This window comes from Streptomyces puniciscabiei (assembly GCF_006715785.1).
Lineage (GTDB): Bacteria > Actinomycetota > Actinomycetes > Streptomycetales > Streptomycetaceae > Streptomyces > Streptomyces puniciscabiei.
In genome coordinates this window covers 4010001-4032433 of the sequence record NZ_VFNX01000001.1, presented here as the reverse complement: position 1 = coordinate 4032433, position 22433 = coordinate 4010001, and the positions used below count along the sequence as shown (strand labels likewise).

The 22433-nt window shown below is 69.6% G+C and carries 15 protein-coding genes and 2 rRNA genes (1 of these 17 only partly in view); 7 read left to right on the top strand and 10 right to left on the bottom strand.

From position 1 onward, the window contains the following. Nucleotides 1-72 precede the first annotated feature (72 nt). Entirely contained in the window at nt 73-2883 is a 2811-nt protein-coding gene (secA, locus tag FB563_RS18640; protein ID WP_055710078.1) for a preprotein translocase subunit SecA, read from the bottom strand. A 262-nt stretch (nt 2884-3145) separates the two neighbouring features. Here secA and FB563_RS18635 point away from each other — a divergent pair, with 262 nt between their 5' ends. Further along, nucleotides 3146-3715 carry a GNAT family N-acetyltransferase gene (locus FB563_RS18635; RefSeq protein ID WP_055710082.1) on the top strand — a complete coding sequence of 190 codons (570 nt, stop codon included), beginning with the start codon at nt 3146-3148 and terminating at the stop codon, nt 3713-3715. Nucleotides 3716-3767: 52 nt separating this feature from the next. Continuing rightward, nucleotides 3768-4943 carry a winged helix-turn-helix domain-containing protein gene (locus tag FB563_RS18630; RefSeq protein WP_055710077.1) on the top strand — a complete coding sequence of 392 codons (1176 nt, stop codon included), beginning with the start codon at nt 3768-3770 and terminating at the stop codon, nt 4941-4943. A 3-nt stretch (nt 4944-4946) separates the two neighbouring features. Here the strand turns inward: FB563_RS18630 and FB563_RS18625 are convergent, their stop codons facing one another. The 7 genes from FB563_RS18625 to mtnA form a co-directional block, all read right to left on the bottom strand. Continuing rightward, nucleotides 4947-5693 carry a response regulator gene (locus FB563_RS18625; RefSeq protein ID WP_055710076.1) on the bottom strand — a complete coding sequence of 249 codons (747 nt, stop codon included), beginning with the start codon at nt 5691-5693 and terminating at the stop codon, nt 4947-4949. Nucleotides 5694-5897: 204 nt separating this feature from the next. Next, nucleotides 5898-6590, bottom strand: a complete 693-nt coding sequence (hpf, locus tag FB563_RS18620) for a ribosome hibernation-promoting factor, HPF/YfiA family (protein WP_411573231.1) — start codon at nt 6588-6590, stop codon at nt 5898-5900. 311 nt (nt 6591-6901) lie between these two features. Next, a complete protein-coding gene (locus FB563_RS18615; protein ID WP_055710081.1) occupies nt 6902-7759 on the bottom strand; it encodes a ComF family protein in 858 nt (285 codons plus the stop codon). Between the two features lie 145 nt (nt 7760-7904). Next, nucleotides 7905-9743, bottom strand: coding sequence for an LpqB family beta-propeller domain-containing protein (locus FB563_RS18610; RefSeq protein ID WP_234358067.1), 1839 nt, complete (start codon nt 9741-9743; stop codon nt 7905-7907). Continuing rightward, on the bottom strand, nt 9733-11847 hold the full coding sequence (mtrB, locus tag FB563_RS18605) for an MtrAB system histidine kinase MtrB (RefSeq protein ID WP_199833026.1): 2115 nt from the start codon (nt 11845-11847) through the stop codon (nt 9733-9735). Before mtrB ends, FB563_RS18610 begins: the two co-directional genes overlap by 11 nt. 1 nt (nt 11848) lies before the next feature. Then, on the bottom strand, nt 11849-12538 hold the full coding sequence (mtrA, locus tag FB563_RS18600) for a two-component system response regulator MtrA (protein ID WP_191870552.1): 690 nt from the start codon (nt 12536-12538) through the stop codon (nt 11849-11851). Nucleotides 12539-12804: 266 nt separating this feature from the next. Continuing rightward, nucleotides 12805-13947, bottom strand: a complete 1143-nt coding sequence (gene mtnA / locus FB563_RS18595; RefSeq protein ID WP_055710073.1) for an S-methyl-5-thioribose-1-phosphate isomerase — start codon at nt 13945-13947, stop codon at nt 12805-12807. Between the two features lie 140 nt (nt 13948-14087). Here mtnA and FB563_RS18590 point away from each other — a divergent pair, with 140 nt between their 5' ends. The 5 genes from FB563_RS18590 to FB563_RS18570 are packed head-to-tail and all read left to right on the top strand — an operon-like array spanning nt 14088 to nt 19731. Then, nucleotides 14088-15452, top strand: coding sequence for a DUF7847 domain-containing protein (locus tag FB563_RS18590; RefSeq protein WP_142218800.1), 1365 nt, complete (start codon nt 14088-14090; stop codon nt 15450-15452). Nucleotides 15453-15456: 4 nt separating this feature from the next. After that, complete coding sequence (locus FB563_RS18585; protein WP_208766302.1) at nt 15457-16239, top strand: DUF4129 domain-containing protein; 783 nt, start codon at nt 15457-15459, stop codon at nt 16237-16239. Next, nucleotides 16236-17432 (top strand): DUF4350 domain-containing protein, encoded by a 1197-nt coding sequence (locus tag FB563_RS18580; protein WP_142218799.1) that lies wholly within the window; start codon nt 16236-16238, stop codon nt 17430-17432. Before FB563_RS18585 ends, FB563_RS18580 begins: the two co-directional genes overlap by 4 nt. Further along, nucleotides 17432-18421 carry an AAA family ATPase gene (locus FB563_RS18575; protein ID WP_142219070.1) on the top strand — a complete coding sequence of 330 codons (990 nt, stop codon included), beginning with the start codon at nt 17432-17434 and terminating at the stop codon, nt 18419-18421. Before FB563_RS18580 ends, FB563_RS18575 begins: the two co-directional genes overlap by 1 nt. Beyond that, on the top strand, nt 18421-19731 hold the full coding sequence (locus tag FB563_RS18570) for a DUF58 domain-containing protein (protein ID WP_142218798.1): 1311 nt from the start codon (nt 18421-18423) through the stop codon (nt 19729-19731). The genes FB563_RS18575 and FB563_RS18570 overlap by 1 nt, the downstream gene beginning before the upstream one ends. An 89-nt stretch (nt 19732-19820) precedes the next feature. Here the strand turns inward: FB563_RS18570 and rrf are convergent. After that, nucleotides 19821-19937: ribosomal RNA gene (rrf, locus tag FB563_RS18565) — 5S ribosomal RNA — on the bottom strand. Nucleotides 19938-20021: 84 nt separating this feature from the next. After that, nucleotides 20022-22433 (bottom strand): 23S ribosomal RNA (locus tag FB563_RS18560); it runs 708 nt beyond the window's last position.

Genomic DNA, 22433 nt, shown 5'->3' with positions numbered 1-22433 from the left:
GAGCGACGCCGAAGGGCCGGACCCCCGAAGGAGGCCCGGCCCTTCTCACGGTCAACGCGCCGCAGGCGACCGCTACTTCTTGCGGCGCCGCCCGCCCTTGGCCTGCCGCCGCCGCTCGGCCCGCGTCAGCCCGTCCGCCTCGGACCGCACCGGCTCGTCGTCCTCGAGGTCGCGCTCCACGATGCCGCCCTCACCGTCCACGGTCGGCGCTGAGAAGTGCAGATCCCTGCGCTGCGGAACGTCCAGCCCCTTCGCGCGGATCTCCGGACGCGCCCCGGCCTGCGCCGGCACCGTCTCCGGCACACCCTCGCCGACCGGCTCCGCGGCCTCGACCGGAACCTCCTCGACCTGCTGCTCGACCTGGACCTCCAGGTTGAACAGGTAGCCGACGGACTCCTCCTTGATGCCGTCCATCATCGCGGTGAACATGTCGAAGCCCTCACGCTGGTACTCGACCAGCGGGTCCTTCTGCGCCATCGCGCGCAGGCCGATGCCCTCCTGGAGGTAGTCCATCTCGTAGAGGTGCTCGCGCCACTTGCGGTCGAGCACCGACAGCACGACCCGGCGCTCCAGCTCACGCATGATCTCGGAGCCGAGCTGCGCCTCCCGGGCCTCGTACTGCTCGTGGATGTCCTCCTTGATGGACTCGGAGATGAACTCCGCGGTCAGACCGGCCCGGTCACCGGCGGCGTCCTCCAGCTCCTCGATGGTGACCTTCACCGGGTAGAGCTGCTTGAAGGCGCCCCACAGCCGGTCCAGGTCCCAGTCCTCGGGGAAGCCTTCGGAGGTCTCCGCCTGGACGTACGCGTCGATCGTGTCGTCCATGAAGTGCTGGATCTGCTCGTGCAGATCCTCGCCCTCCAGAACGCGCCGGCGCTCGCCGTAGATGACCTCACGCTGCCGGTTGAGGACCTCGTCGTACTTCAGAACGTTCTTACGGGTCTCGAAGTTCTGCTGCTCCACCTGCGACTGCGCGGACGCGATCGCGCGCGTGACCATCTTGTTCTCGATCGGCACGTCGTCCGGCACGTTGGCCATGGACATCACGCGCTCGACCATCTGGGCCTTGAACAGGCGCATCAGGTCGTCGCCGAGGGAGAGGTAGAAGCGGGACTCGCCCGGGTCGCCCTGACGGCCGGAACGACCGCGCAGCTGGTTGTCGATGCGCCGGGACTCGTGCCGCTCGGTGCCGAGGACGTAGAGACCGCCGAGCGCCTCGACCTCCTCCTTCTCGGCCTTGACCGCCGCCTCGGCCCGCTCCAGCGCGGCCGGCAGGGCCGCGGCCCACTCCTCGATGTGCTCCTCGGGGTCGAGGCCGCGCTGGCGCAGCTCCGCCTCGGCGAGGTCCTCGGGGTTGCCGCCGAGCTTGATGTCCGTACCACGGCCGGCCATGTTGGTGGCCACGGTCACCGCACCCTTGCGGCCGGCCTGAGCGACGATCTGCGCCTCGCGCTCGTGGTGCTTGGCGTTGAGCACCTCGTGCTGGATGCCGCGCTTGCTGAGCTGCTGGGAGAGGTACTCCGACTTCTCGACGGACGTGGTGCCGACGAGGATCGGCTGGCCCTTCTCGTGCTTCTCGGCGATGTCGTCGACGACCGCCTCGAACTTGGCGACCTCGGTGCGGTAGATCAGGTCCGACTGGTCCTTGCGGATCATCGGCTTGTTGGTCGGGATCGGGACCACGCCGAGCTTGTAGATCTGGTGGAACTCGGCGGCCTCGGTCATCGCCGTACCGGTCATGCCGGAGAGCTTGTCGTAGAGGCGGAAGAAGTTCTGCAGGGTGATCGTGGCGAGCGTCTGGTTCTCGTCCTTGATGTCCACCCCTTCCTTCGCCTCGATCGCCTGGTGCATGCCCTCGTTGTAACGGCGGCCGGCGAGGATACGGCCGGTGTGCTCGTCGACGATCATGACCTCGCCGTCGAGGACGACGTAGTCCTTGTCGCGCTTGAAGAGCTCCTTGGCCTTGATGGCGTTGTTCAGGTAGCCCACGAGCGGGGTGTTCACCGACTCGTACAGGTTGTCGATGCCCAGCCAGTCCTCGACCTTGCTGACGCCGGCCTCGTGGATGGCGACCGTGCGCTTCTTCTCGTCGACGTCGTAGTCGCCGGTCTCCTCGACGCCCTTGAGCGGGTTGCCCGCCTCGCCCCTCTTCAGGCGCGTGACCAGCTTGGCGAAGTCGCCGTACCACTTGGTGGCCTGGTCGGCCGGGCCCGAGATGATCAGCGGCGTACGCGCCTCGTCGACGAGGATGGAGTCGACCTCGTCGACGATGGCGAAGTTGTGTCCGCGCTGGACGAGCTCGTCCTTGGACCACGCCATGTTGTCGCGCAGGTAGTCGAAGCCGAACTCGTTGTTCGTGCCGTAGGTGATGTCGCAGTTGTACTGCTCGCGCCGCTGGGCCGGGGTCATGCTGGCGAGGATGCAGCCGACGCTCAGGCCCAGGAACTTGTGGACGCGGCCCATCATCTCGGAGTCGCGCTCGGCCAGGTAGTCGTTGACCGTGACGATGTGGACGCCGTCGCCGGACAGAGCGTTGAGATAAGCGGGCAGGGTGCCGACGAGGGTCTTGCCCTCACCGGTCTTCATCTCGGCGACATAGCCGAGGTGGAGCGCGGCGCCACCCATCAGCTGCACGTCGTAGTGCCGCTGGCCGAGGACGCGCTTGGCGGCCTCACGGACGGTGGCGAACGCCTCCGGGAGCAGGTCGTCCAGGCTCTCACCGTCGGCGTACCGCTGCTTGTACTCATCGGTGAGGGCCCGCAGCTCGGCGTCGGAGAGGTTCACGAAGTCCTCTTCGATGGAGTTGACCTGGTCCGCGATGCGGTGCAGCTTGCGCAGGATCTTGCCTTCGCCTGCACGCATGATCTTCGAGAGGACGGACACGGGGGTTTGTCTCCTTGCCGGTCGGGCCTGGGACGGTCGGTTTCCATTTGACGTACTGAGCAACGGCCATCGTATGCGAGGACCCGGCTGGGCCGGGAGGCCTGGCGGTCCGACGGCTGTTCGTCGCTGCTTCATCCAGGACAACGGACGGGGCATGCGCATAGTGCCGCATCCGCGCGAGGATTTGCGCGAATTGTGATCACGCGCTCACGTATAGCGAAAATCCGTGGCCCGGCCGGGTACCGCCGAGCACAATCAGCCGATGGAACCCGTCACACTCACCACGGACCGCCTGATCCTGCGCACCGTCGGCCCGCAGGACACCCAGGCGGTGTACGACGCCGCGCAGGACCCCGAGATCCAGCGCTGGACCACGGTGCCCTCGCCGTATCTGGCCGAGCACGCGAGCGGATTCACCGAGGAGCTGGTCCCCGACGGCTGGGCGCAGGGCTCGATGTTCACCTTCGGTGTGTTCCTCACCGGCGGGGAGCTCGCCGGCATGCTCGGTCTCACCATGCGTTCGCTCGGCGTGGCGGAGGTCGGCTTCTGGGCGGCCAAGGAGCACCGCGGCCACGGTTACGTCACCGAGGCCGCGCTCACCGCCTGCCGCTGGATCTTCACCGAGGTCGGCGTCGACCGGGTCGAATGGCGCGCCGAGGTCGGCAACCACGCCTCCCGCGCGGTGGCCGAACGGGCGGGGTTCACCATCGAGGGCACCCTGCGCTCCGCGATCAACAACAAGGGAGTGCGCCGGGACTGCTGGGTCGGCTCCCTGCTTCCCTCGGACCTGGGGTTGCCGTCCACGGCGCCGTACCTGCCCGCGCGCGGCTAGCGAAACCGCAGCTCAGCGCGGGTTGTCAGTGGCACCCTCTATCGTCCCGGGCATGACGACCCTTCCGCGCCCGACCACCACCCTCACCGCGGACGACGCCCGCCGCATCGCCCTGCGGGCCCAGGGCTTCCTCGGCGCGCCCGACCGGCGGGCCGGCGTGCGCGGCGTGCTGCGTCATCTCGGCGCGGTCCAGCTCGACACGATCTCGGTCCTCGCCCGCTCCCACGAACTGGTGCCGTACGCCCGGCTCGGCGCCGTCGGCCGCAAGACGGTCGAGGCCGCCTACTGGAAGGGCGCCCACGCCTTCGAGTACTGGTCGCACGCGGCATGCATCCTGCCCATCGAGGAATGGCCGCACTTCGCCTTCCGCCGCCGCGCCTACCGCCACCGCCCGCACTGGAACCACGAGCTGCCCGAGGGTGTCTACGACCAGGTCATCAAGCAGCTGCGCGCGGAGGGCCCGCTGACCTCCACGGAGCTGGGCGGCGCGAAGAAGACGAGCGACTGGTGGGACTGGTCCGGCACCAAGGTCGCGGTGGAGCGCGCGCTGATGTACGGCGAGGTGGTGTGCGTCGAGCGGCGGGGCTGGAAGCGGGTGTACGACCTCGCCGAGCGCGCGATCCCGGACACGCTGCTGCACGACGAGCTGGACGACACCGAGTGCCTGCGCCGCCTGGTCCGGCTGGCCGGCGAGTCCCTCGGTGTCGGCACCCGCGCGGACATAGCCGACTACCACCGCCTCAAGGGCGAGCAGGTCGACGCGGTGATCGCCGACTCGGGTCTGGTGCCGGTCGAGGTCGAGGGCTGGGGAAAGCCGGCCTGGGCCGATCCGGCGGCGCTGGCGGCACCGCCGCGTGGCCGGCACCGCACCACGCTGCTGTCGCCGTTCGACTCACTGATCTGGGAGCGGGCGCGTACGGAGCGGATCTTCGGCTTCACCCACCGCCTGGAGGCGTACGTGCCCAGGCCGAAGCGGGTCTACGGCTACTTCGCGATGCCGGTGCTCGCGGGCGGCCGGCTGATCGGACGGGTGGACCCGGCGCGCGAGGGCCGCACACTGGTGGCCAGGCAGGTGACCCTGGACGGCCCGAAGGCGGTCCCGGCGGTCGCCCAGGCCCTGGTCGAGGCGGCGACCTGGGTGGACTGCACGGACGTCCGGGTGGAGCGGGTGGACGCACCCGGCCTGCGCGAGCCCCTGACGAGGGAACTCGCCGGACTGCTCGGGTAGGGGCTAGCGGATCTCGAGGATCTTCTCCCGCATCGCGTAGACCACGGCTTCCATCCGGGAGTGCAGCTGGAGCTTCTCCAGGATGTTGCGGACATGATTCTTCACGGTGTTCTCGGAGATGAACAGTTCCTTGGCGATGTCCCGGTTGTTCATCCCGGTGGCGACGAGCTTGAGGACCTCCAGCTCCCGGTCGGTCAGCCGCGGCGCGGGCACCAGCCGGCGCTCGTCGGTGCGCTGGATCATCGACTTGAACTCGGTGAGGAGTTTGGACGCCATGGACGGGCTGATCTGCGACTGCCCGTCGGCCACCGCGCGGATGGCGGTCGCCACCTCGTCCGTGGAGATCTCCTTGAGGAGGTAGCCGGTGGCGCCCGCCTTGATCGCGTCGTAGAGGTCCGCCTCCTCGTCGCTGATCGTCAGCATGATGATCTTGGCGCTGGGGGCGACCTCCTTGATGGAGGTGCAGGCCTCGATCCCGCCGCGCTTGGGCATGCGGACGTCCATCAGCACGATGTCGGGCAGCAGGTCTGCGGCCTTGTCCACGGCCTCGGCCCCGTCACCGGCCTCGCCGACGACCTGGATGTCCTCCTCGGCGGCGAGCACGATCTCCAGGCCGCGCCGGAAGAGGGCGTGGTCGTCCACGACCAGGACTCTGATCGGCTCCGCGCGCACGGCGCCCACCTCCGGGCCCATGCCGACGACACCGCCGTCGTCCTCTTCGTCCCGCATCGGTCCGAAGGTGTCCGCCATCGTTCCTCCCCCTGAAGGCTGTGGCCTGTGATCCTGCGCCATCGCCAACCCAAGGCAGCGGCCCACCGGTTGGGCCGGTCCGGTCATGATTTCATGCCCGGGCGGCACCGGGGTGACGTGCGAGGCGCGAACTGGTCGCACACAGGTGCCCCTGGGGGCGCACACGCGCTTCCAGGGGCACCGGCTCGGCATGGGACGGGCGGGTCAGCCGCCGAGCGTGCCACCTGCCGCGGGGGGCTGCGCCTCAGCGACCATCGGGTCCGTGCTGAGGTGGATCACGCCGTAGTCGTAGGCGTGCCGCCGGTAGACGACGCTCGGTTCCTTCGTCTCTGCGTCGACGAACAAGTAGAAGTCGTGGCCGACCAGTTCCATCTCGTAGAGGGCCTGGTCCAGGCTCATCGGGGCGGCGACGTGGGTCTTCTCGCGGACGATGAGGGGACCTTCTCCCTTGACCTCCAGCGAGCCGATCTTCTTCGTCGGCACTCCGTCCGTCTCTTCCTCCTGGACGGGGAGGCCGTTGCCGTTCAGCGTCGCCGCGCCCGGGACGTGGTCGGGAACCTCGGCCGCCGAGATCCGGCGTGCGCCACGGCGCGAGAACCGCTTGTCGTGCTGCTTGCGCAACCGGGCGTCCAGCTTCTCCGCCGCCAGGTCGAGTGCCGCGTACGGGTCGCTGGCCGCTGCTTCCGCCCGGATCACCGGACCGCGGGAGCGGAGGGTGATCTCCACTCGGTCACAGCGGTCTGCCTGTCGCGGGTTGGGCTCCTTGGACACCTCGACGTCGAGGCTGATCACCTTGGCATCGAGCCTCTGGATCTTCTCCAGCTTCAGCTTCTCGGCCACGTGCTTGCGGAACCGCTCGGGCACCTCGGTCTTGCGGCCTTTGACGACGATGTCCACGCAGAACTCCGTTCCCGGATCGCTCCGCTCCATCGGCGGAGCATCTCCCTTTTGCACCAGGTCCGGTGAGCACCGGACCTCGGACTCGGTGACTTCCACCTCCTCCTCCCCCAAGGGCGAGATCTCCACCCCACCGGCACGGGTGATTGCCGAAAACCCGTGGCACGGCATTCGATATGAGAGGTGTGGCCTGCGCCTTTCCTCACAACCGAACATATCTCGCCCGGACGGATGTCGTCACCCTCTACTCCGGCGTACCTCCGTTCAGGTGAATTACCCCTCTCGCTACCTGCAACGATGCAGGTCGGCGGTCAGTTCCTGTTTATTTCGAAAGAATCCAGCGGAGCGGCGATCACGGCAGCACGGAGCGCATGCCCGAGGGTGTTCACGACCGTCTTTTCCGGTGCACCATGCACCCACTTCGCGCTCTCCCACCGTGCTCCGCTCCGTCGTTCATCCCTTCCTTCCCGAGTTACGGCCCCGTACACGACTGTTCTCACTCCAGTTCCCTCCTCTGCCACCTCCCGGACAGCCCGCGCCGCCTCCGCGAGGCTGGCGCCCGTGGTGATCAGGTCGTCGACGAGCACGACGTGTCCCGCGCCGAGCAGCCGGCCACCGCCCGCCGTCACCTCCAGCGCGCCCGCGAGGTTCGCCTGGCGCCGCCGCGCGTCCAGCCCGGCCTGGTCCGCGACCGGCCGACGCTGGCGGAGCACGGCCGCCACCCTGGCCGGCGTGCCGGTACGCCGCAGCTCCCCGGCCGCCGCGAGCGCCATCCGCCGCACCGGATCGTGCCCACGTGCCCGCACCGCCCACCGGGCGGAGGGCACAGGCACGAGCAGCACGGACCCTGAACCGGCGGCAACGGCCCCGGGGCCCGCGCCGAGCCCCGCCCGCACGGCTCCCGCCAGGGCCCTGCCCAGGGTCCCCGTGAGGGCCAGCGCGCCCCGCTCCTTGTGCGCGAGCAGCAGCGTGCGCACCTCCTCCCCATAGGGGGCCACCGCATGCACCACCGGCAGCCCGGCCGGCTCCGGCACCGGCCGCACCCGCCGCGGCGTGCGGCCGTACAGCGCGCGCCGGCACCTCGGGCAGAGCACCGTACGAGGTGCTCCGCAGCCCGCGCAGTCGGTCGGCAGCACCAGGTCGGTGAGGTCCTGCCACCACCCCCGCATGTCCACCACTGTGCCAACGCGGAAGCGGCCCGGCCACCCCTGTGGAAAACCCCCTGTGGACAACCCCGGGGAACGCGCACCGCCCTTCACTCACACGAGTGAAGGGCGGCATACGGCCATCCGGGGGAAACGCTGCGCGCGGCGCTCAGCCCGGATAGACCGGCGCCGTTCCGTCCTTGTCCACCTTCTGCCACTGCGACCCGGACGGCAGTCGTACGATCCCGTCGTCCTGCGAGTAGGCCACCAGCGGCACCCGCTCGTCCTCGGACGCGGCGACCGACTTCACACCGGTGAGCGCGCCCGGCGCCGGTCCGTCGAGCGTGGAGCCATCGACCTGGACGTACCGCATCTGCAGCACGCCGCCCTGCTCCCGGCCTGCCACGAGCAGTCTGCTGTCCCCGGCCCAGGACAGGGCGCTGACCTGCTCCAGGTCGGGCGCCGCCGACCGCAGTTCGACCACCGATGTGCCCTGCCCCGTGCCGTCGTCGTGCTGAATCCGGCCGATGAGCAGGGACTGCTTGCCGGCCTTCTCCACCACGAGCGCGATCCGCACGCCGTCGGCGGCGACCCGCGCGTCGCTGATCCGGCCGGACAGGTCCGGGACCGAGACCTCCGCCGGTTTGGCGGCGCCCTGTTCGAGGACGTACAGCCGCGGACGGCGCGGGTCCCGGTCGGCCACCCACAGATCGCCGCGGGCGTCCCAGCTCGGTGTCGTCAGCCGCTCGTCCGGGGTCGCGCCCTGGCTGGTCACCAGCGCCTGACCCAGCGAACCGCCCGACGCCAGCGACGTCACGTACAGCGACCTGCCCTGGTCGCCGACGCCGGCCCCGCTGTGCTCGTCCCGCGACACCGCCACCGACTCGAGCGTCTTGCCGCCCTCGCCCAACGGACCGGGCACCGGTACGGCACTGGTGGTGGTACTCCCGGTCGGCATCCGCACCAGCCGGTGCTTGCCGTCGAGGTAGTACAGGTTCTCGGGGCTCTTGGCCGACCCGTGCCAGGCGGTGGCCTCGGCGCGCTCCTCGCTCAGGTCGCACAGCCGATGGCCGCCGATGCCCTGCAACTCGACGGACTCCAGCGTCGGCGCCAGGTTCCGCAGCGTGAACAGCACCTGCGTCGCCATCTCGGTGCACCTGGTCGCCGCGACCTGGGACACCTTCAGGTTCAACGGCACGGTCAGCTTGTTCTGGTCGTCCGGTGCCAGCCCCGACACGTCCTTCTGCAGGGCCGTACCGGTCGGGAAGCTGGACCTGACGACCGGCCCGAGCCAACGGGTGGGGCCGGCCACCAGCGAGCGGACCATCTGCGTCATCGGGTCCACCTTGCTGCGCAAAAACACCGGATCGGCGACCGCGACCGGCTCCCCCGTGGACCCGCCCGTCGTGCCGGAGGCGAAGTAGTACTTGTCGACGGAGGTGTAGTTGCGCTGGAAGTCCGACTTGCCCATCACCACGCCGTCGGGCAGCGCGTCGATGCGCCACTGCCCGTTCTTGGGATCCCGGGTGAGGTGCACCTTCTTCTGGTAGGAGCCGTCGGCCGGCTGGTACGCCTGCTGGGAGTCCACCGTCGCGACCCTGCTGCCCGCGAGCACGCAGGTGACGCTGTTGGCCGTCTCGCGGCCGCTGCCCGCCCGGCAGTCGGGCTCGATGCTCGGCCCGTTGGCGAGGACGGTCGTCGACTGCTCCGGCCGCCAGCTGTTCGCCGCGCCGGACGTCAGGTACTTGCGGGCCGTGTCGTACGCCGGGTCGTCGCTGGTCAGGGCCTCCAGGAAGCCCTGCATGATCTCGGCGGGCCCGGCGCCCTCGGCCGGCGGCATGGCGAACACCCGGACACCGGTGTCCTGCCGCGGCGTGGACTCCACGTTCCGCAGATCCCCGCTGTCCGGCATCGAGGCGCACCCGGCCAGCAGTACGGTCCCCAGGGCGGTGTACGCCACCGCGCGTCCCGGCCGGGGCCGGGCGCCCCTCCTGCGGTCAGCGCCCACGAAATGCCTCCCCTGGCTCGGTCGAGTCCTCCCTGTCGGCGGCATCCGGCCGGGCCGCGCCCGCGCCGGATGCCGGACGCGTGGCGGGCCTGTCGTCCGCGCGCCGTGCGCCACCCGCGGGCCGGGGCACCACGCGCGCGCCGTTGCCGTTACCGGGCAGCGCGGCCGGGTCGGCGGCGGGGGCGGCAGAGGTCAGCCGCGGCGCCATCGGGGCGCGCGGCGGCAGCGCCGGCGCCTGGCTGCCGGTGGGCTGCACCGGAACGGTCGCCCGCTTCTCCTCGCCCCCGCCCGGCAGACCGGCCTCGTCGAGGCCACGGTTGCGGCGCGAGTCCTTGGGCTCCAGCGGTATCGGTGAACCCCGCAGCGGCTCGTCAGCGGTCCTGGGCAGCGTCAGCCGGAACTGGGAACCGCCGCCCGGCTCGCCCCAGGCCTGCAGCCAGCCGCCGTGCAGCCGCGCGTCCTCCAGGGCGATCGACAGCCCGAGGCCCGTACCGCCGGTGGTACGCGCGCGTGCCGGGTCCGCCCGCCAGAAGCGGCTGAAGACCCGCGTCGCCTCGCCCGGCTTGAGTCCCACGCCGTAGTCGCGCACGGCGACGGCGACCGCGCCGCCCGCGGCGGCGAGCTTGACGATGACGTCCTTGCCCTCGCCGTGCTCGACGGCGTTGACGACGAGGTTGCGCAGCACACGCTCCACCCGGCGGGCGTCTGCCTCGGCGACGACGGGCTGCTGGTCGCCGACCACGCGTATGTGCGTGCCCTTGCGCTCGGCGAGCGGCTCGGCACCGCTGACCACACGCCGGACGACCTCCCTGAGGTCTATCGGCTCGGCCTCCAACGCCGCCGCGCCCGCGTCGAAGCGGCTGATCTCCAGCAGGTCCGCGAGCAGCGACTCGAACCGGTCCAGCTGGTCGGCGAGCAGCTCGGCCGAGCGAGCGGTCACGGGGTCGAAGTCCTCGCGCGCCTCGTGGATGACGTCGGCGGCCATGCGGACGGTGGTCAGGGGGGTGCGCAGTTCGTGCGAGACGTCCGACACGAACCGGCGCTGCATCCGCGACAGGTCCTCCAGCTGCTGGATCTTCACCTGGAGGTTCTGCGCCATCTTGTTGAAGGCCTCGCCCAGACGCGCGATGTCGTCCTCGCCGGTGACCTTCATCCGCTCCTGCAGCTTGCCCGCGGACAGCCGCTCCGCGATCCCGGCCGCCATCCGCACCGGCGTGACGACCTGGCGCACCACCAGCCAGGCGATGGCGCCGAGCAGGACGACGACGAACAGACCGGCGGTCGCGAGCGTGCCCTTGACCAGGCTCAGCGACTTCTCCTCCTGCGTGAGCGGGAAGAGGTAGTACAGCTCGTACGGCCGCCCGTGCGGGTCGTTGACCTGCTTGCCGATGACCAGCGCCGGCTGCGACTCCTTGCCGTTGGCGTAGACGATCCGGGTATAGCTCTGGGCGGCCGTCGTACCGCCGTTGACGCGCTCGCGCAGGTCGTCGGGGATGCTGGACGTCGGATTGACGTTCCCGGAGCCGCGCGGGCTGCGGCCGCCGCCGCTGTCGTCGCCGACGGGCAGCGTGACGACGTCGAAGGCGCCCGCACCGCCGCTGGACAGCGACTCCACGAGGTCGCTCATCCACGGGATGACGTTCTGCGACTGCCGGCCGTCCACGGTCGCGGTGCCATCGGCGGTGCCGCTCCCCGCGGCCGCGCCCTTGTCGGCGCCGCTGGCGGCCTCGTCCGCCTTCTGCTTGGCCACCGCGAAGCCGCCCGTGGCCTGGCTCTGCGAGGCTCGCACCTTCGCGTCCAGCAGGCCGTTGCGCACCTGCCCGATCACGACGAAGCCCAGCAGCAGGACCACGCCCAGGGACATCACCAGCGTCATGGCGACGACCCGTAGCTGGATGTTGCGCCGCCACAGCCGCATCACGGGCAGCAGCGGACGGCGCACCCAGCGCAGAAGCAGCCTGAGGACCGGGCTGCGCTGGACCCCGCCCTCGAGCAGTCCGCCCTCGAAGAGATTCCTGAACCGGGCACCCGCCGTCCGGCCGACAGGCCGCCCCGGACGGGCCCCGGACCGACCGGGAGCCGAAGCGGCGCTGTCCCCGGTCATGTCAGCTCGGTCCGGCCTTGTAACCGACACCACGGACGGTCACCACGATCTCGGGCCGCTCCGGGTCCTTCTCGACCTTGGAACGCAGCCGCTGGACGTGCACATTCACAAGCCGCGTGTCGGCGGCGTGGCGGTAGCCCCACACCTGCTCGAGCAGCACCTCACGGGTGAACACCTGCCACGGCTTGCGGGCGAGCGCGACCAGCAGGTCGAACTCCAGCGGGGTCAGCGCGATGGACTGCCCGTCCCGCTTCACCGAGTGCCCGGCCACATCGATGACCAGGTCACCGATGGTCAGCTGCTCCGGCGCCGGCTCCTCCGACCTCCGCAGCCGCGCCCGGATCCGGGCGACCAGCTCCTTGGGCTTGAACGGCTTGACGATGTAGTCGTCGGCGCCCGACTCCAGGCCCACGACCACGTCGACGGTGTCGCTCTTCGCCGTGAGCATCACGATCGGCACGCCGGACTCCGCCCGGATCAGCCGGCACACCTCGATGCCGTCCCGCCCGGGCAGCATCAGGTCGAGCAGAACCAGATCGGGTTTGGTTTCCCGGAAAGCGGCCAGCGCCTTGTCGCCGTCGGCTACGAAAGACGGCTCAAAACCTTCACCACGCAGCACGATGCCGAGCATCTCGGCCAGTGCGGTGTCGTCGTCGACGACAAGGACTCGTCCCTTCATAAACGACATCATCCCATTCTCGTAACAGTGACAGAGGCGCTGGTGAGCGAGGTCACTGGCCGGTGACGATAGTCGTACGAGGGCGTCACTGTCTGCCCCCGTCCAACGACGCCGATGTCAGGGACGGCTGCCGGGCGCCCCGGCGGCAATCCCGTGACAGACGACACGGGCCATGCGGCAGGGGAAGCGGACAGCGACTGCGGTTCGGGATCGCCGGAGTCGGGTTGGTGCATCCGGGTCTGGTGACCATGCGGCGCTGAGCTTGCGGCGCAAGCCGATCAGCCGGTCGTCACCTGGCGTGAGCCGGCGCACAGCTCCGCAAGAGCCTGGGCTGTCACGGGGGAGACGATCCCCTCCTCGGTGACGATGGCCGTCACCAGCTCGGGCGGCGTCACGTCGAACGCCGGGTTGTACGCCTGGGTCCCCAGGGGCGCCACCGGAACACCTCCTCCCGCTCCCGTCACCGGCACATGCGGTACGGCGACCTCGGTCACCTCGAAGCCGGGTCGCTGCTCGACCTCGATGGACGCCCCGTCCGGAGTGTCCGGATCGACCGTGGTCACCGGCGCCACCACGATGAAAGGCACATGGTGGTACCGCGCGAGCACGGCGAGCGGGTAGCTCCCCACCTTGTTCGCCACCGAGCCGTCGGCCGCGATCCGGTCCGCCCCGATCAGCACCGCGTCCACCTCACCGGCCGCGAGCAGCGAACCCGCCGCGTTGTCGGTGAGCAAGGTGTACGCCATGCCGGTGCGGGCCGCTTCGTACGCCGTGAGGCGAGCACCTTGCAGCAACGGGCGGGTCTCGTCCACCCACAGCCGCCGCAGCCGCCCCTGACGGTGTGCCGCGAGCGCCACCGCGAAGGCCGTGCCCTCACCACCCGACACCAGCGAACCGCTGTTGCAGTGGGTGAGGATCCGGTGTCCGCCGCCGGGCAACAGCTCGTCCAGCAGCGCCAGTCCGTGGGCCGCCATCAGGGCACTGGCCTCGGCGTCCTCCCGGTGCAGCGCCCGCGCCGCGGCCAGCGCCGCCGTCGCCGCCTCGGTGGGATCGCCGCTCGTCGCCAGCACGGCCTGATACGCGGCCTCGGCCCGGCGCACGCCGACGGACAGGTTCACCGCCGTGGGCCGGGCCCCTTCGAGAGCCCGCGCCGCGTCGGCCACGTCGTAGCCACGCGCGGCGGCGAGCGCGACACCGTACGCCCCCGCGATCCCGAGCAGCGGCGCCCCACGCACGGCGAGCGACCGGATCGCCTCCACCAGCGCCGGCGCGTCGGTGCACACCAGCTCGACCTCCTCGGCCGGCAGCCGTGTCTGATCGAGAAGCACCAGCACAGGGCCTTCGGGCGGTTCCTCCCATCGGATCGCAGGTATCTCGGTCGACCGCTTGTCCCCATCGGTTCGCGCCTGCTGATCAGCCATGCGGTCAGTCTGCCCCGGATCCGGCGAACAATTGAAGGCATCCAGCACCTACCGCGGCCGGTCCCTTGATGACCACCCCATGGCACGATGGCTGCCAACCTGCCGCCGCGACCGCGGACGGGCACCGAGAAGGAGCTTCGATGACAGACACTCCGGGCTGGGCCTCGCCCGGAACCGCCCCGTCGAACGAGGGGCGGGAACCCGGCGCGTCCGGTCCCGCCGAGCCTGGCGACCGCCCCGGCGACACCCCGCCCGCACCGCAGCCGGGTGCCCAGCCGCAGGGCCCAGGCGTGAAGTGGTCCAAGGAGCAGCCGCCACCCGGCCAGTGGTCCGCGCCCACCGGTGCCCCCAGCCCCCAGCAGACCCCGCCTCCCCCGCCGCCCGGCCCGGGCTGGACCGGACAACCGCCCGGCGGCTACGGAGGCGGGCACGGAGCCCCTCCCGCCGGCTACGGCGGTTACGGCGCCCCCGGCGGCCACGGAGCCTGGGGCGGCGGCTGGGGTGGCCCCCCGCCCGCAGCCAAGCCCGGCGTCATCCCGCTGCGCCCGCTCGGCGTCGGCGAGATCCTCGACGGCGCCGTCTCCACCATGCGCACCCACTGGCGCACGGTGCTCGGCATCTCGCTGGCGGTCTCCCTGCTCCTGAACACCAGCATGGTGCTGCTGCAGGGCTTCGTCCTGAACGACACCACCGTCCAGACGACGATCAACGACCCGAACAGCGCCAGCCCCGACGAAGCGCTCCACGCCCTGCGCGAGACCATGATCGGCACCGGCATCGTCTCGGTGATCCGCACGGTCGCCATCATCCTTTTGACCGCCCTGCTCACGACCATCACCAGCCGGGCCGTCCTCGGCAGGTCGGTCACCGTCGGCGAGGCCTGGCGCGAATCCCGCCCGCAGATCCTGAAGCTCTTCGGGCTGCTCATCCTGCTGGGCCTGATCTTCGCCGGGGTCGCGCTCGTCGGTGGACTGCCCGGCATCCTCCTCGTGCTCTCCGGCAGCACCGTCGGCGGAGCGGCCCTGCTCGTCCTGGGCTTCCTCGCGGCCTCCGTCGTCGCGCTGTGGCTGGGGATCCGCTTCTACCTGGCAGCGCCCGCCCTGATGCTGGAGCGGCAGGGCATCGTGAAGTCCCTGAAGCGCTCCGCGAAGCTCGTCCGCGGCTCCTGGTGGCGCACCTTCGGCATCGTGCTGCTCACGATGATCATCACTGTCATCGTCGCCTCGGTCATCTCCGTCCCCTTCGCCCTCATCGGGGCCGCCGTCAGCGGCGACAGCACGGGCGAGGTGCTCGGCACCAGCGGTGGACACATCGGCTGGACCGCCCTGATCATCCGGGGCATCGGCGCCCTGATCGGCACCACGCTCACCCTGCCGATCAGCGCGGGCGTCACCGTGCTCCTCTACATCGACCAGCGCATCCGCCGCGAGGCCCTCGACCTCGAGCTGGCCCGCGCCGCCGGTGTGCAGGGCACCGGCGGCCCCGGTCCCGTCCCGGGGAGCTGATGCGGTGAGTCCCACGGGGGGAGTACTCACGGCGGCGGTCCCGTCCGGCGCCGGCGGCACGGTCGTACGAGGCCTGCTGCGCGCGGCGGACACGGCCGTCCGCGCGGCAGGCGGCTCGGGAGACGGGCCGCCCGTCACCACCCCGCGCGATCCCGCGCGGGAGGCGGCTCGCCGCGAGCTGTCCAAGCGGATGTACCACGAGAACGACCCTGGACTCTTCCAGCGCGCACTGAACGCCTTCTGGGACTGGCTCGACCGGGTACTCAACTCGGCTGCGTCGGCCACACCCGGCGGCACGACCGGCCTGGTCGTCGTGGTCCTGTTCGTCGTCGCCGTCCTGGCCGCCCTGTGGTGGCGCCTTGGCACCCCGCACCGGCAACCCTCCTCCACCGCCGCCACCCTGTTCGACGACCGACCCCGCAGCGCCGCCGAACACCGCGCGGCCGCAGAGGCACACGCGGCCCAGGGCCACTGGAACCAGGCCGTCCAGGAACGGATGCGGGCCATCGTCCGCTCCCTGGAGGAGCGCACCCTGCTCGATGTCCGCCCGGGCCGCACCGCCGACGAAGCGGCCGCCGAGGCCGGCCGGACCCTGCCCGCACACACCGAACGACTGCGGTCCGCGGCTCGTGAATTCGATGACGTGACATATGGCGGGCGCAGGGCGGGCGAGCAGTCGTACCACCGTATCGCCGAACTCGACCGCGACCTGGAACACGCCAGGCCTGCCCTCAGCCACAGCACCACCAGCACGGCCCACACCACCCGCCAGGGGGCCACCGAGTGACCGCCGGGGCCACGCTGCCGACGACCTCCACCGCGCCCACCGTCCGCCAGGTGTGGACCCGCGCGCGAGGCCTCGCCCTCGCCGCCGTGCTCATCCTGGTGGCGGCCGTCGCCATGGCCGCCGTACGCTCCACCGACCGGCACGGCGAACTGGATCCGCGCTCCGCCGACCCCTACGGCAGCCGTGCCGTCGCTCAACTCCTCGCCGACCGGGGCGTCTCCACGCGCGTGGTCACCACGCTCAGGGACGCACGGAACGCCGCCGGGGCCGACACCACCCTCCTGGTCGCCGTACCGGACCTGCTGACGAGCGGTCAACAGGCCCAGCTCCGCGCGGCCACCGTGGCCTCCGGCGGCCGCACCGTCCTGGTCGCGGCCGGCAGTTCCTCCGTCGAAGGACTCGCCCCCGGAGTCACCGCGGACCCCGCCACCAGCAGCGCCACCACGCTCGCCCCCGACTGCGCCCTGCCCGAGGCCCGGCGAGCCGGCAGCGCCGACACCGGCGGCATTCGCTACACCACCACCCGCCCCGGCGCGGACCGCTGTTACCCAAGCGCGCGTCTCGCCACCGTGCTGCGCATCCCCGAGGCATCGGGGAGCGGCGACACCGTCGTGCTCGGCGCGCCCGACATCCTCTACAACGACCGCCTCGACAAGCAGGGCAACGCCTCGCTCGCCCTTCAACTCCTCGGCTCCCGCCCCCATCTGGTCTGGTACCTCCCCTCACTCTCCGACGTCTCGGCCACCGGCAGCGGCGACCGGAAGGGCTTCCTCGAACTGCTCCCCTCGGGCTGGCTCTGGGGCACCCTGCAGCTCTTCATCGCAGCGGTCCTCGCCGCCTTCTGGCGGGCACGCCGCTTCGGCCCCCTCGTGCCCGAGAAACTCCCTGTCGCGATCCGCGCCTCCGAGACCGCCGAAGGCCGCGCCCGCCTCTACCGCAAGGCCGACGCCCGCGACCGCGCGGCCACCGCTCTTCGCTCCACCACCCGCATCCGGCTCGCCCCCCTCGTCGGCATCCCCGTCACCCAGGCGCACACGCCCGAGGCCCTGCTCCCCGCCCTGGCCGCCCACCTCACCGGCAACCAACCGGGCCTGGATTCCCTCCTCTTCGGACCGCCGCCCGGCGACGACGCGGCCCTCATCGCACTGACCGACCAACTCGACGCCCTCGAAAGAGAGGTACGCCGTTCATGATGGACCCGACCACTGACAACGCCGGGAACTCCGGGGACGCGGGCACCGCCCGAGCCTCCCTGGAAGCCCTGCGCGCCGAGATCGCCAAAGCCGTGGTCGGCCAGGACCCCGCCGTGACCGGCCTCGTCGTCGCCCTCCTGTGCCGCGGACACGTTCTCCTTGAAGGAGTCCCCGGAGTCGCCAAAACGTTGCTCGTCCGCGCCCTGGCATCCGCGCTCGAACTCGACACCAAGCGTGTCCAGTTCACCCCCGACCTGATGCCGAGCGACGTCACCGGCTCCCTCGTCTACGACACGCGCACCGCCGAGTTCTCCTTCCAGGAGGGCCCGGTCTTCACCAACCTCCTGCTCGCGGACGAGATCAACCGCACTCCGCCCAAGACCCAGTCGTCCCTCCTCGAAGCCATGGAGGAGCGCCAGGTCACGGTCGACGGCACCCCGCGTCCGCTCCCCGAGCCGTTCCTGGTCGCCGCGACCCAGAACCCGGTCGAGTACGAGGGCACCTATCCCCTCCCCGAGGCCCAACTCGACCGATTCCTCCTGAAACTGACGATCCCTCTGCCCTCGCGGCAGGACGAGATCGACGTCCTGACCCGCCACGCCTCGGGCTTCAACCCCCGAGACCTCCGTGCAGCCGGCGTACGCCCCGTCGCGGGACCCGCCGACCTGGAAGCGGCCCGCGCCGCCGTCGCCAAGACGGCCGTGTCCCCCGAGATCACCGCGTATGTCGTGGACATCTGCCGCGCCACCAGGGAGTCGCCCTCCCTCACCCTCGGCGTCTCCCCGCGCGGCGCCACCGCCCTGCTGGCCGCCTCCCGCGCGTGGGCCTGGCTGACCGGCCGCGACTACGTCATCCCCGACGACGTCAAGGCACTCGCCCTGCCCACGCTGCGCCACCGGGTCCAGCTGCGCCCCGAAGCCGAGATGGAAGGCGTGACGGCGGACTCCGTCATCAACGCCATCCTCGCGCACGTCCCGGTCCCCCGCTGATGGCACTCACCGGACGCGCCGCCCTCCTCGCGGCACTCGGCTCGATCCCCGTCGGCATCCTGGAACCCGGCTGGACGGGCATCCTCGCGGTCAACGGCCCGCTGGCCCTCGCCTGCGCCTGCGACTACGCGCTGGCTGCCCCCGTACGACGGCTCGTCCTGTCCCGGTCCGGCGACACCTCCACCCGTCTCGGCGAGACCGCCGACGTCACGCTCACGATCGCCAACCCGTCCCGCCGCCCCCTGCGGGCACAGCTGCGGGACGCCTGGCCGCCCAGCAGCTGGCAACCGGACACCGAGGTCGAGGCCTCCCGGCACCGTCTGACCGTGCCTCCGGGTGAGCGCCGACGCGTGACGACCAGGCTGCGCCCCACCCGCCGGGGCGACCGCCAGGCCGACCGCGTGACGATCCGCTCCTACGGCCCCCTCGGACTGTTCTCCCGCCAAGGCGCCCACAGGCTGCCCTGGTCCGTACGAGTTCTGCCCCCCTTCACCAGCCGAAAGCATCTCCCGTCGAAACTCGCCCGATTGCGTGAACTCGACGGCCGCACCAGCGTGCTGACCCGCGGGGAGGGAACCGAGTTCGACAGCCTGCGGGAGTACGTCCCCGGAGACGACACCCGCTCCATCGACTGGCGAGCCACCGCCCGCCAGTCCACCGTCGCCGTCCGCACCTGGCGGCCGGAACGCGACCGCCACATCCTGCTCGTCCTGGACACGGGCCGCACCTCGGCCGGCCGCGTGGGCGACGCGCCGCGCCTCGACGCCTCCATGGACGCCGCGCTCCTCCTCGCAGCCCTGGCCTCCCGAGCCGGCGACCGCGTGGCGCTCCTGGCGTACGACCGCCGGGTCCGCGCCCTCGTCCAAGGCCGCTCGGCAGGAGATGTACTGCCGGGCCTGGTGAACGCGATGGCCACGCTGGAACCGGAACTCGTCGAGACGGACGCCCGGGGTCTCACCGCGGCAGCTCTGCGTACGGCGCCGCGCCGATCTCTGATCGTCCTGCTCACGACGCTCGACGCGGCCCCTGTGGAGCAAGGTCTGCTCCCGGTGCTTCCGCAGCTCACTCAGCGGCACACCCTTCTCGTCGCCTCAGTGGCCGACCCGCACATCGCACGCATGGCGGAGTCCCGAGGCAGTGCAGAGGCGGTGTACGAGGCAGCGGCGGCGGCTCAGGCACAGAGCGAGCGTCAGCGCACAGCCGAACAGCTACGACGGCATGGCGTGACCGTTGTGGACGCGACACCTGAGAATCTGGCACCGGCGTTGGCGGACGCGTATCTGGCTCTGAAGGCGGCGGGCCGCCTCTGATCGGTCCTGGCCCCGCCGCCCTTCGGGTATTGCGGGTCCTGAAACGCAGAAAGGCCCACGCCAAATGGCGTGGGCCTTTCCCAAGAATTGTTCGGCGGCGTCCTACTCTCCCACAGGGTCCCCCCTGCAGTACCATCGGCGCTGTGATGCTTAGCTTCCGGGTTCGGAATGTAACCGGGCGTTTCCCTCACGCTATGACCACCGAAACACTATGAAACTGTGAACGCCGCACCGCCATAACGGCGGGGCTGTTCGTGGTTTCAGAACCAACACAGTGGACGCGAGCAACTGAGGACAAGCCCTCGGCCTATTAGTACCGGTCACCTCCACCAGTTACCTGGCTTCCAGATCCGGCCTATCAACCCAGTCGTCTACTGGGAGCCTTACCCCATCAAGTGGGTGGGAGTCCTCATCTCGAAGCAGGCTTCCCGCTTAGATGCTTTCAGCGGTTATCCCTCCCGAACGTAGCCAACCAGCCATGCCCTTGGCAGAACAACTGGCACACCAGAGGTTCGTCCGTCCCGGTCCTCTCGTACTAGGGACAGCCCTTCTCAAGACTCCTACGCGCACAGCGGATAGGGACCGAACTGTCTCACGACGTTCTAAACCCAGCTCGCGTACCGCTTTAATGGGCGAACAGCCCAACCCTTGGGACCGACTCCAGCCCCAGGATGCGACGAGCCGACATCGAGGTGCCAAACCATCCCGTCGATATGGACTCTTGGGGAAGATCAGCCTGTTATCCCCGGGGTACCTTTTATCCGTTGAGCGACGGCGCTTCCACAAGCCACCGCCGGATCACTAGTCCCGACTTTCGTCCCTGCTCGACCCGTCGGTCTCACAGTCAAGCTCCCTTGTGCACTTACACTCAACACCTGATTGCCAACCAGGCTGAGGGAACCTTTGGGCGCCTCCGTTACCCTTTAGGAGGCAACCGCCCCAGTTAAACTACCCATCAGACACTGTCCCTGATCCGGATCACGGACCCAGGTTAGACATCCAGCACGACCAGACTGGTATTTCAACGACGACTCCACACACACTGGCGTGCATGCTTCACAGTCTCCCAGCTATCCTACACAAGCCGAACCGAACACCAATATCAAACTGTAGTAAAGGTCCCGGGGTCTTTCCGTCCTGCTGCGCGAAACGAGCATCTTTACTCGTAGTGCAATTTCACCGGGCCTATGGTTGAGACAGTCGAGAAGTCGTTACGCCATTCGTGCAGGTCGGAACTTACCCGACAAGGAATTTCGCTACCTTAGGATGGTTATAGTTACCACCGCCGTTTACTGGCGCTTAAGTTCTCAGCTTCGCCCCACCGAAATGGAGCTAACCGGTCCCCTTAACGTTCCAGCACCGGGCAGGCGTCAGTCCGTATACATCGCCTTACGGCTTCGCACGGACCTGTGTTTTTAGTAAACAGTCGCTTCTCGCTGGTCTCTGCGGCCACCCCCAGCTCAGAGCGCGAAGCTCATCACCAGGACTGGCCCCCCTTCTCCCGAAGTTACGGGGGCATTTTGCCGAGTTCCTTAACCATAGTTCACCCGAACGCCTCGGTATTCTCTACCTGACCACCTGAGTCGGTTTAGGGTACGGGCCGCCATGAAACTCGCTAGAGGCTTTTCTCGACAGCATAGGATCATCCACTTCACCACAATCGGCTCGGCATCAGGTCTCAGACACATGCAGGGCGGATTTGCCTACCCTGCGTCCTACACCCTTACCCCGGGACAACCACCGCCCGGGATGGACTACCTTCCTGCGTCACCCCATCACTCACCTACTACCAGCTCGGGTCACCGGCTCCACCACTCCGACCTCGTCCGAAGACTCAGCCGGCGGCTTCACGGGCTTAGCATCACTGGATTCGATGTTTGACGCTTCACAGCGGGTACCGGAATATCAACCGGTTATCCATCGACTACGCCTGTCGGCCTCGCCTTAGGTCCCGACTTACCCTGGGCAGATCAGCTTGACCCAGGAACCCTTAGTCAATCGGCGCACACGTTTCTCACGTGTGAATCGCTACTCATGCCTGCATTCTCACTCGTCAACCGTCCACGACTACCTTCCAGTGCCGCTTCACCCGGCAGACGACGCTCCCCTACCCATCACAGCACCCGTTGGGGCTAAAGCTGCAATGACACGACTTCGGCGGTACGCTTGAGCCCCGCTACATTGTCGGCGCGGAATCACTAGACCAGTGAGCTATTACGCACTCTTTCAAGGGTGGCTGCTTCTAAGCCAACCTCCTGGTTGTCTGTGCGACTCCACATCCTTTCCCACTTAGCGTACGCTTAGGGGCCTTAGTCGATGCTCTGGGCTGTTTCCCTCTCGACCATGGAGCTTATCCCCCACAGTCTCACTGCCGCGCTCTCACTTACCGGCATTCGGAGTTTGGCTAAGGTCAGTAACCCGGTAGGGCCCATCGCCTATCCAGTGCTCTACCTCCGGCAAGAAACACACGACGCTGCACCTAAATGCATTTCGGGGAGAACCAGCTATCACGGAGTTTGATTGGCCTTTCACCCCTAACCACAGGTCATCCCCCAGGTTTTCAACCCTGGTGGGTTCGGTCCTCCACGAAGTCTTACCTCCGCTTCAACCTGCCCATGGCTAGATCACTCCGCTTCGGGTCTTGAGCGTGCTACTACAGCGCCCTATTCGGACTCGCTTTCGCTACGGCTTCCCCACCCGGG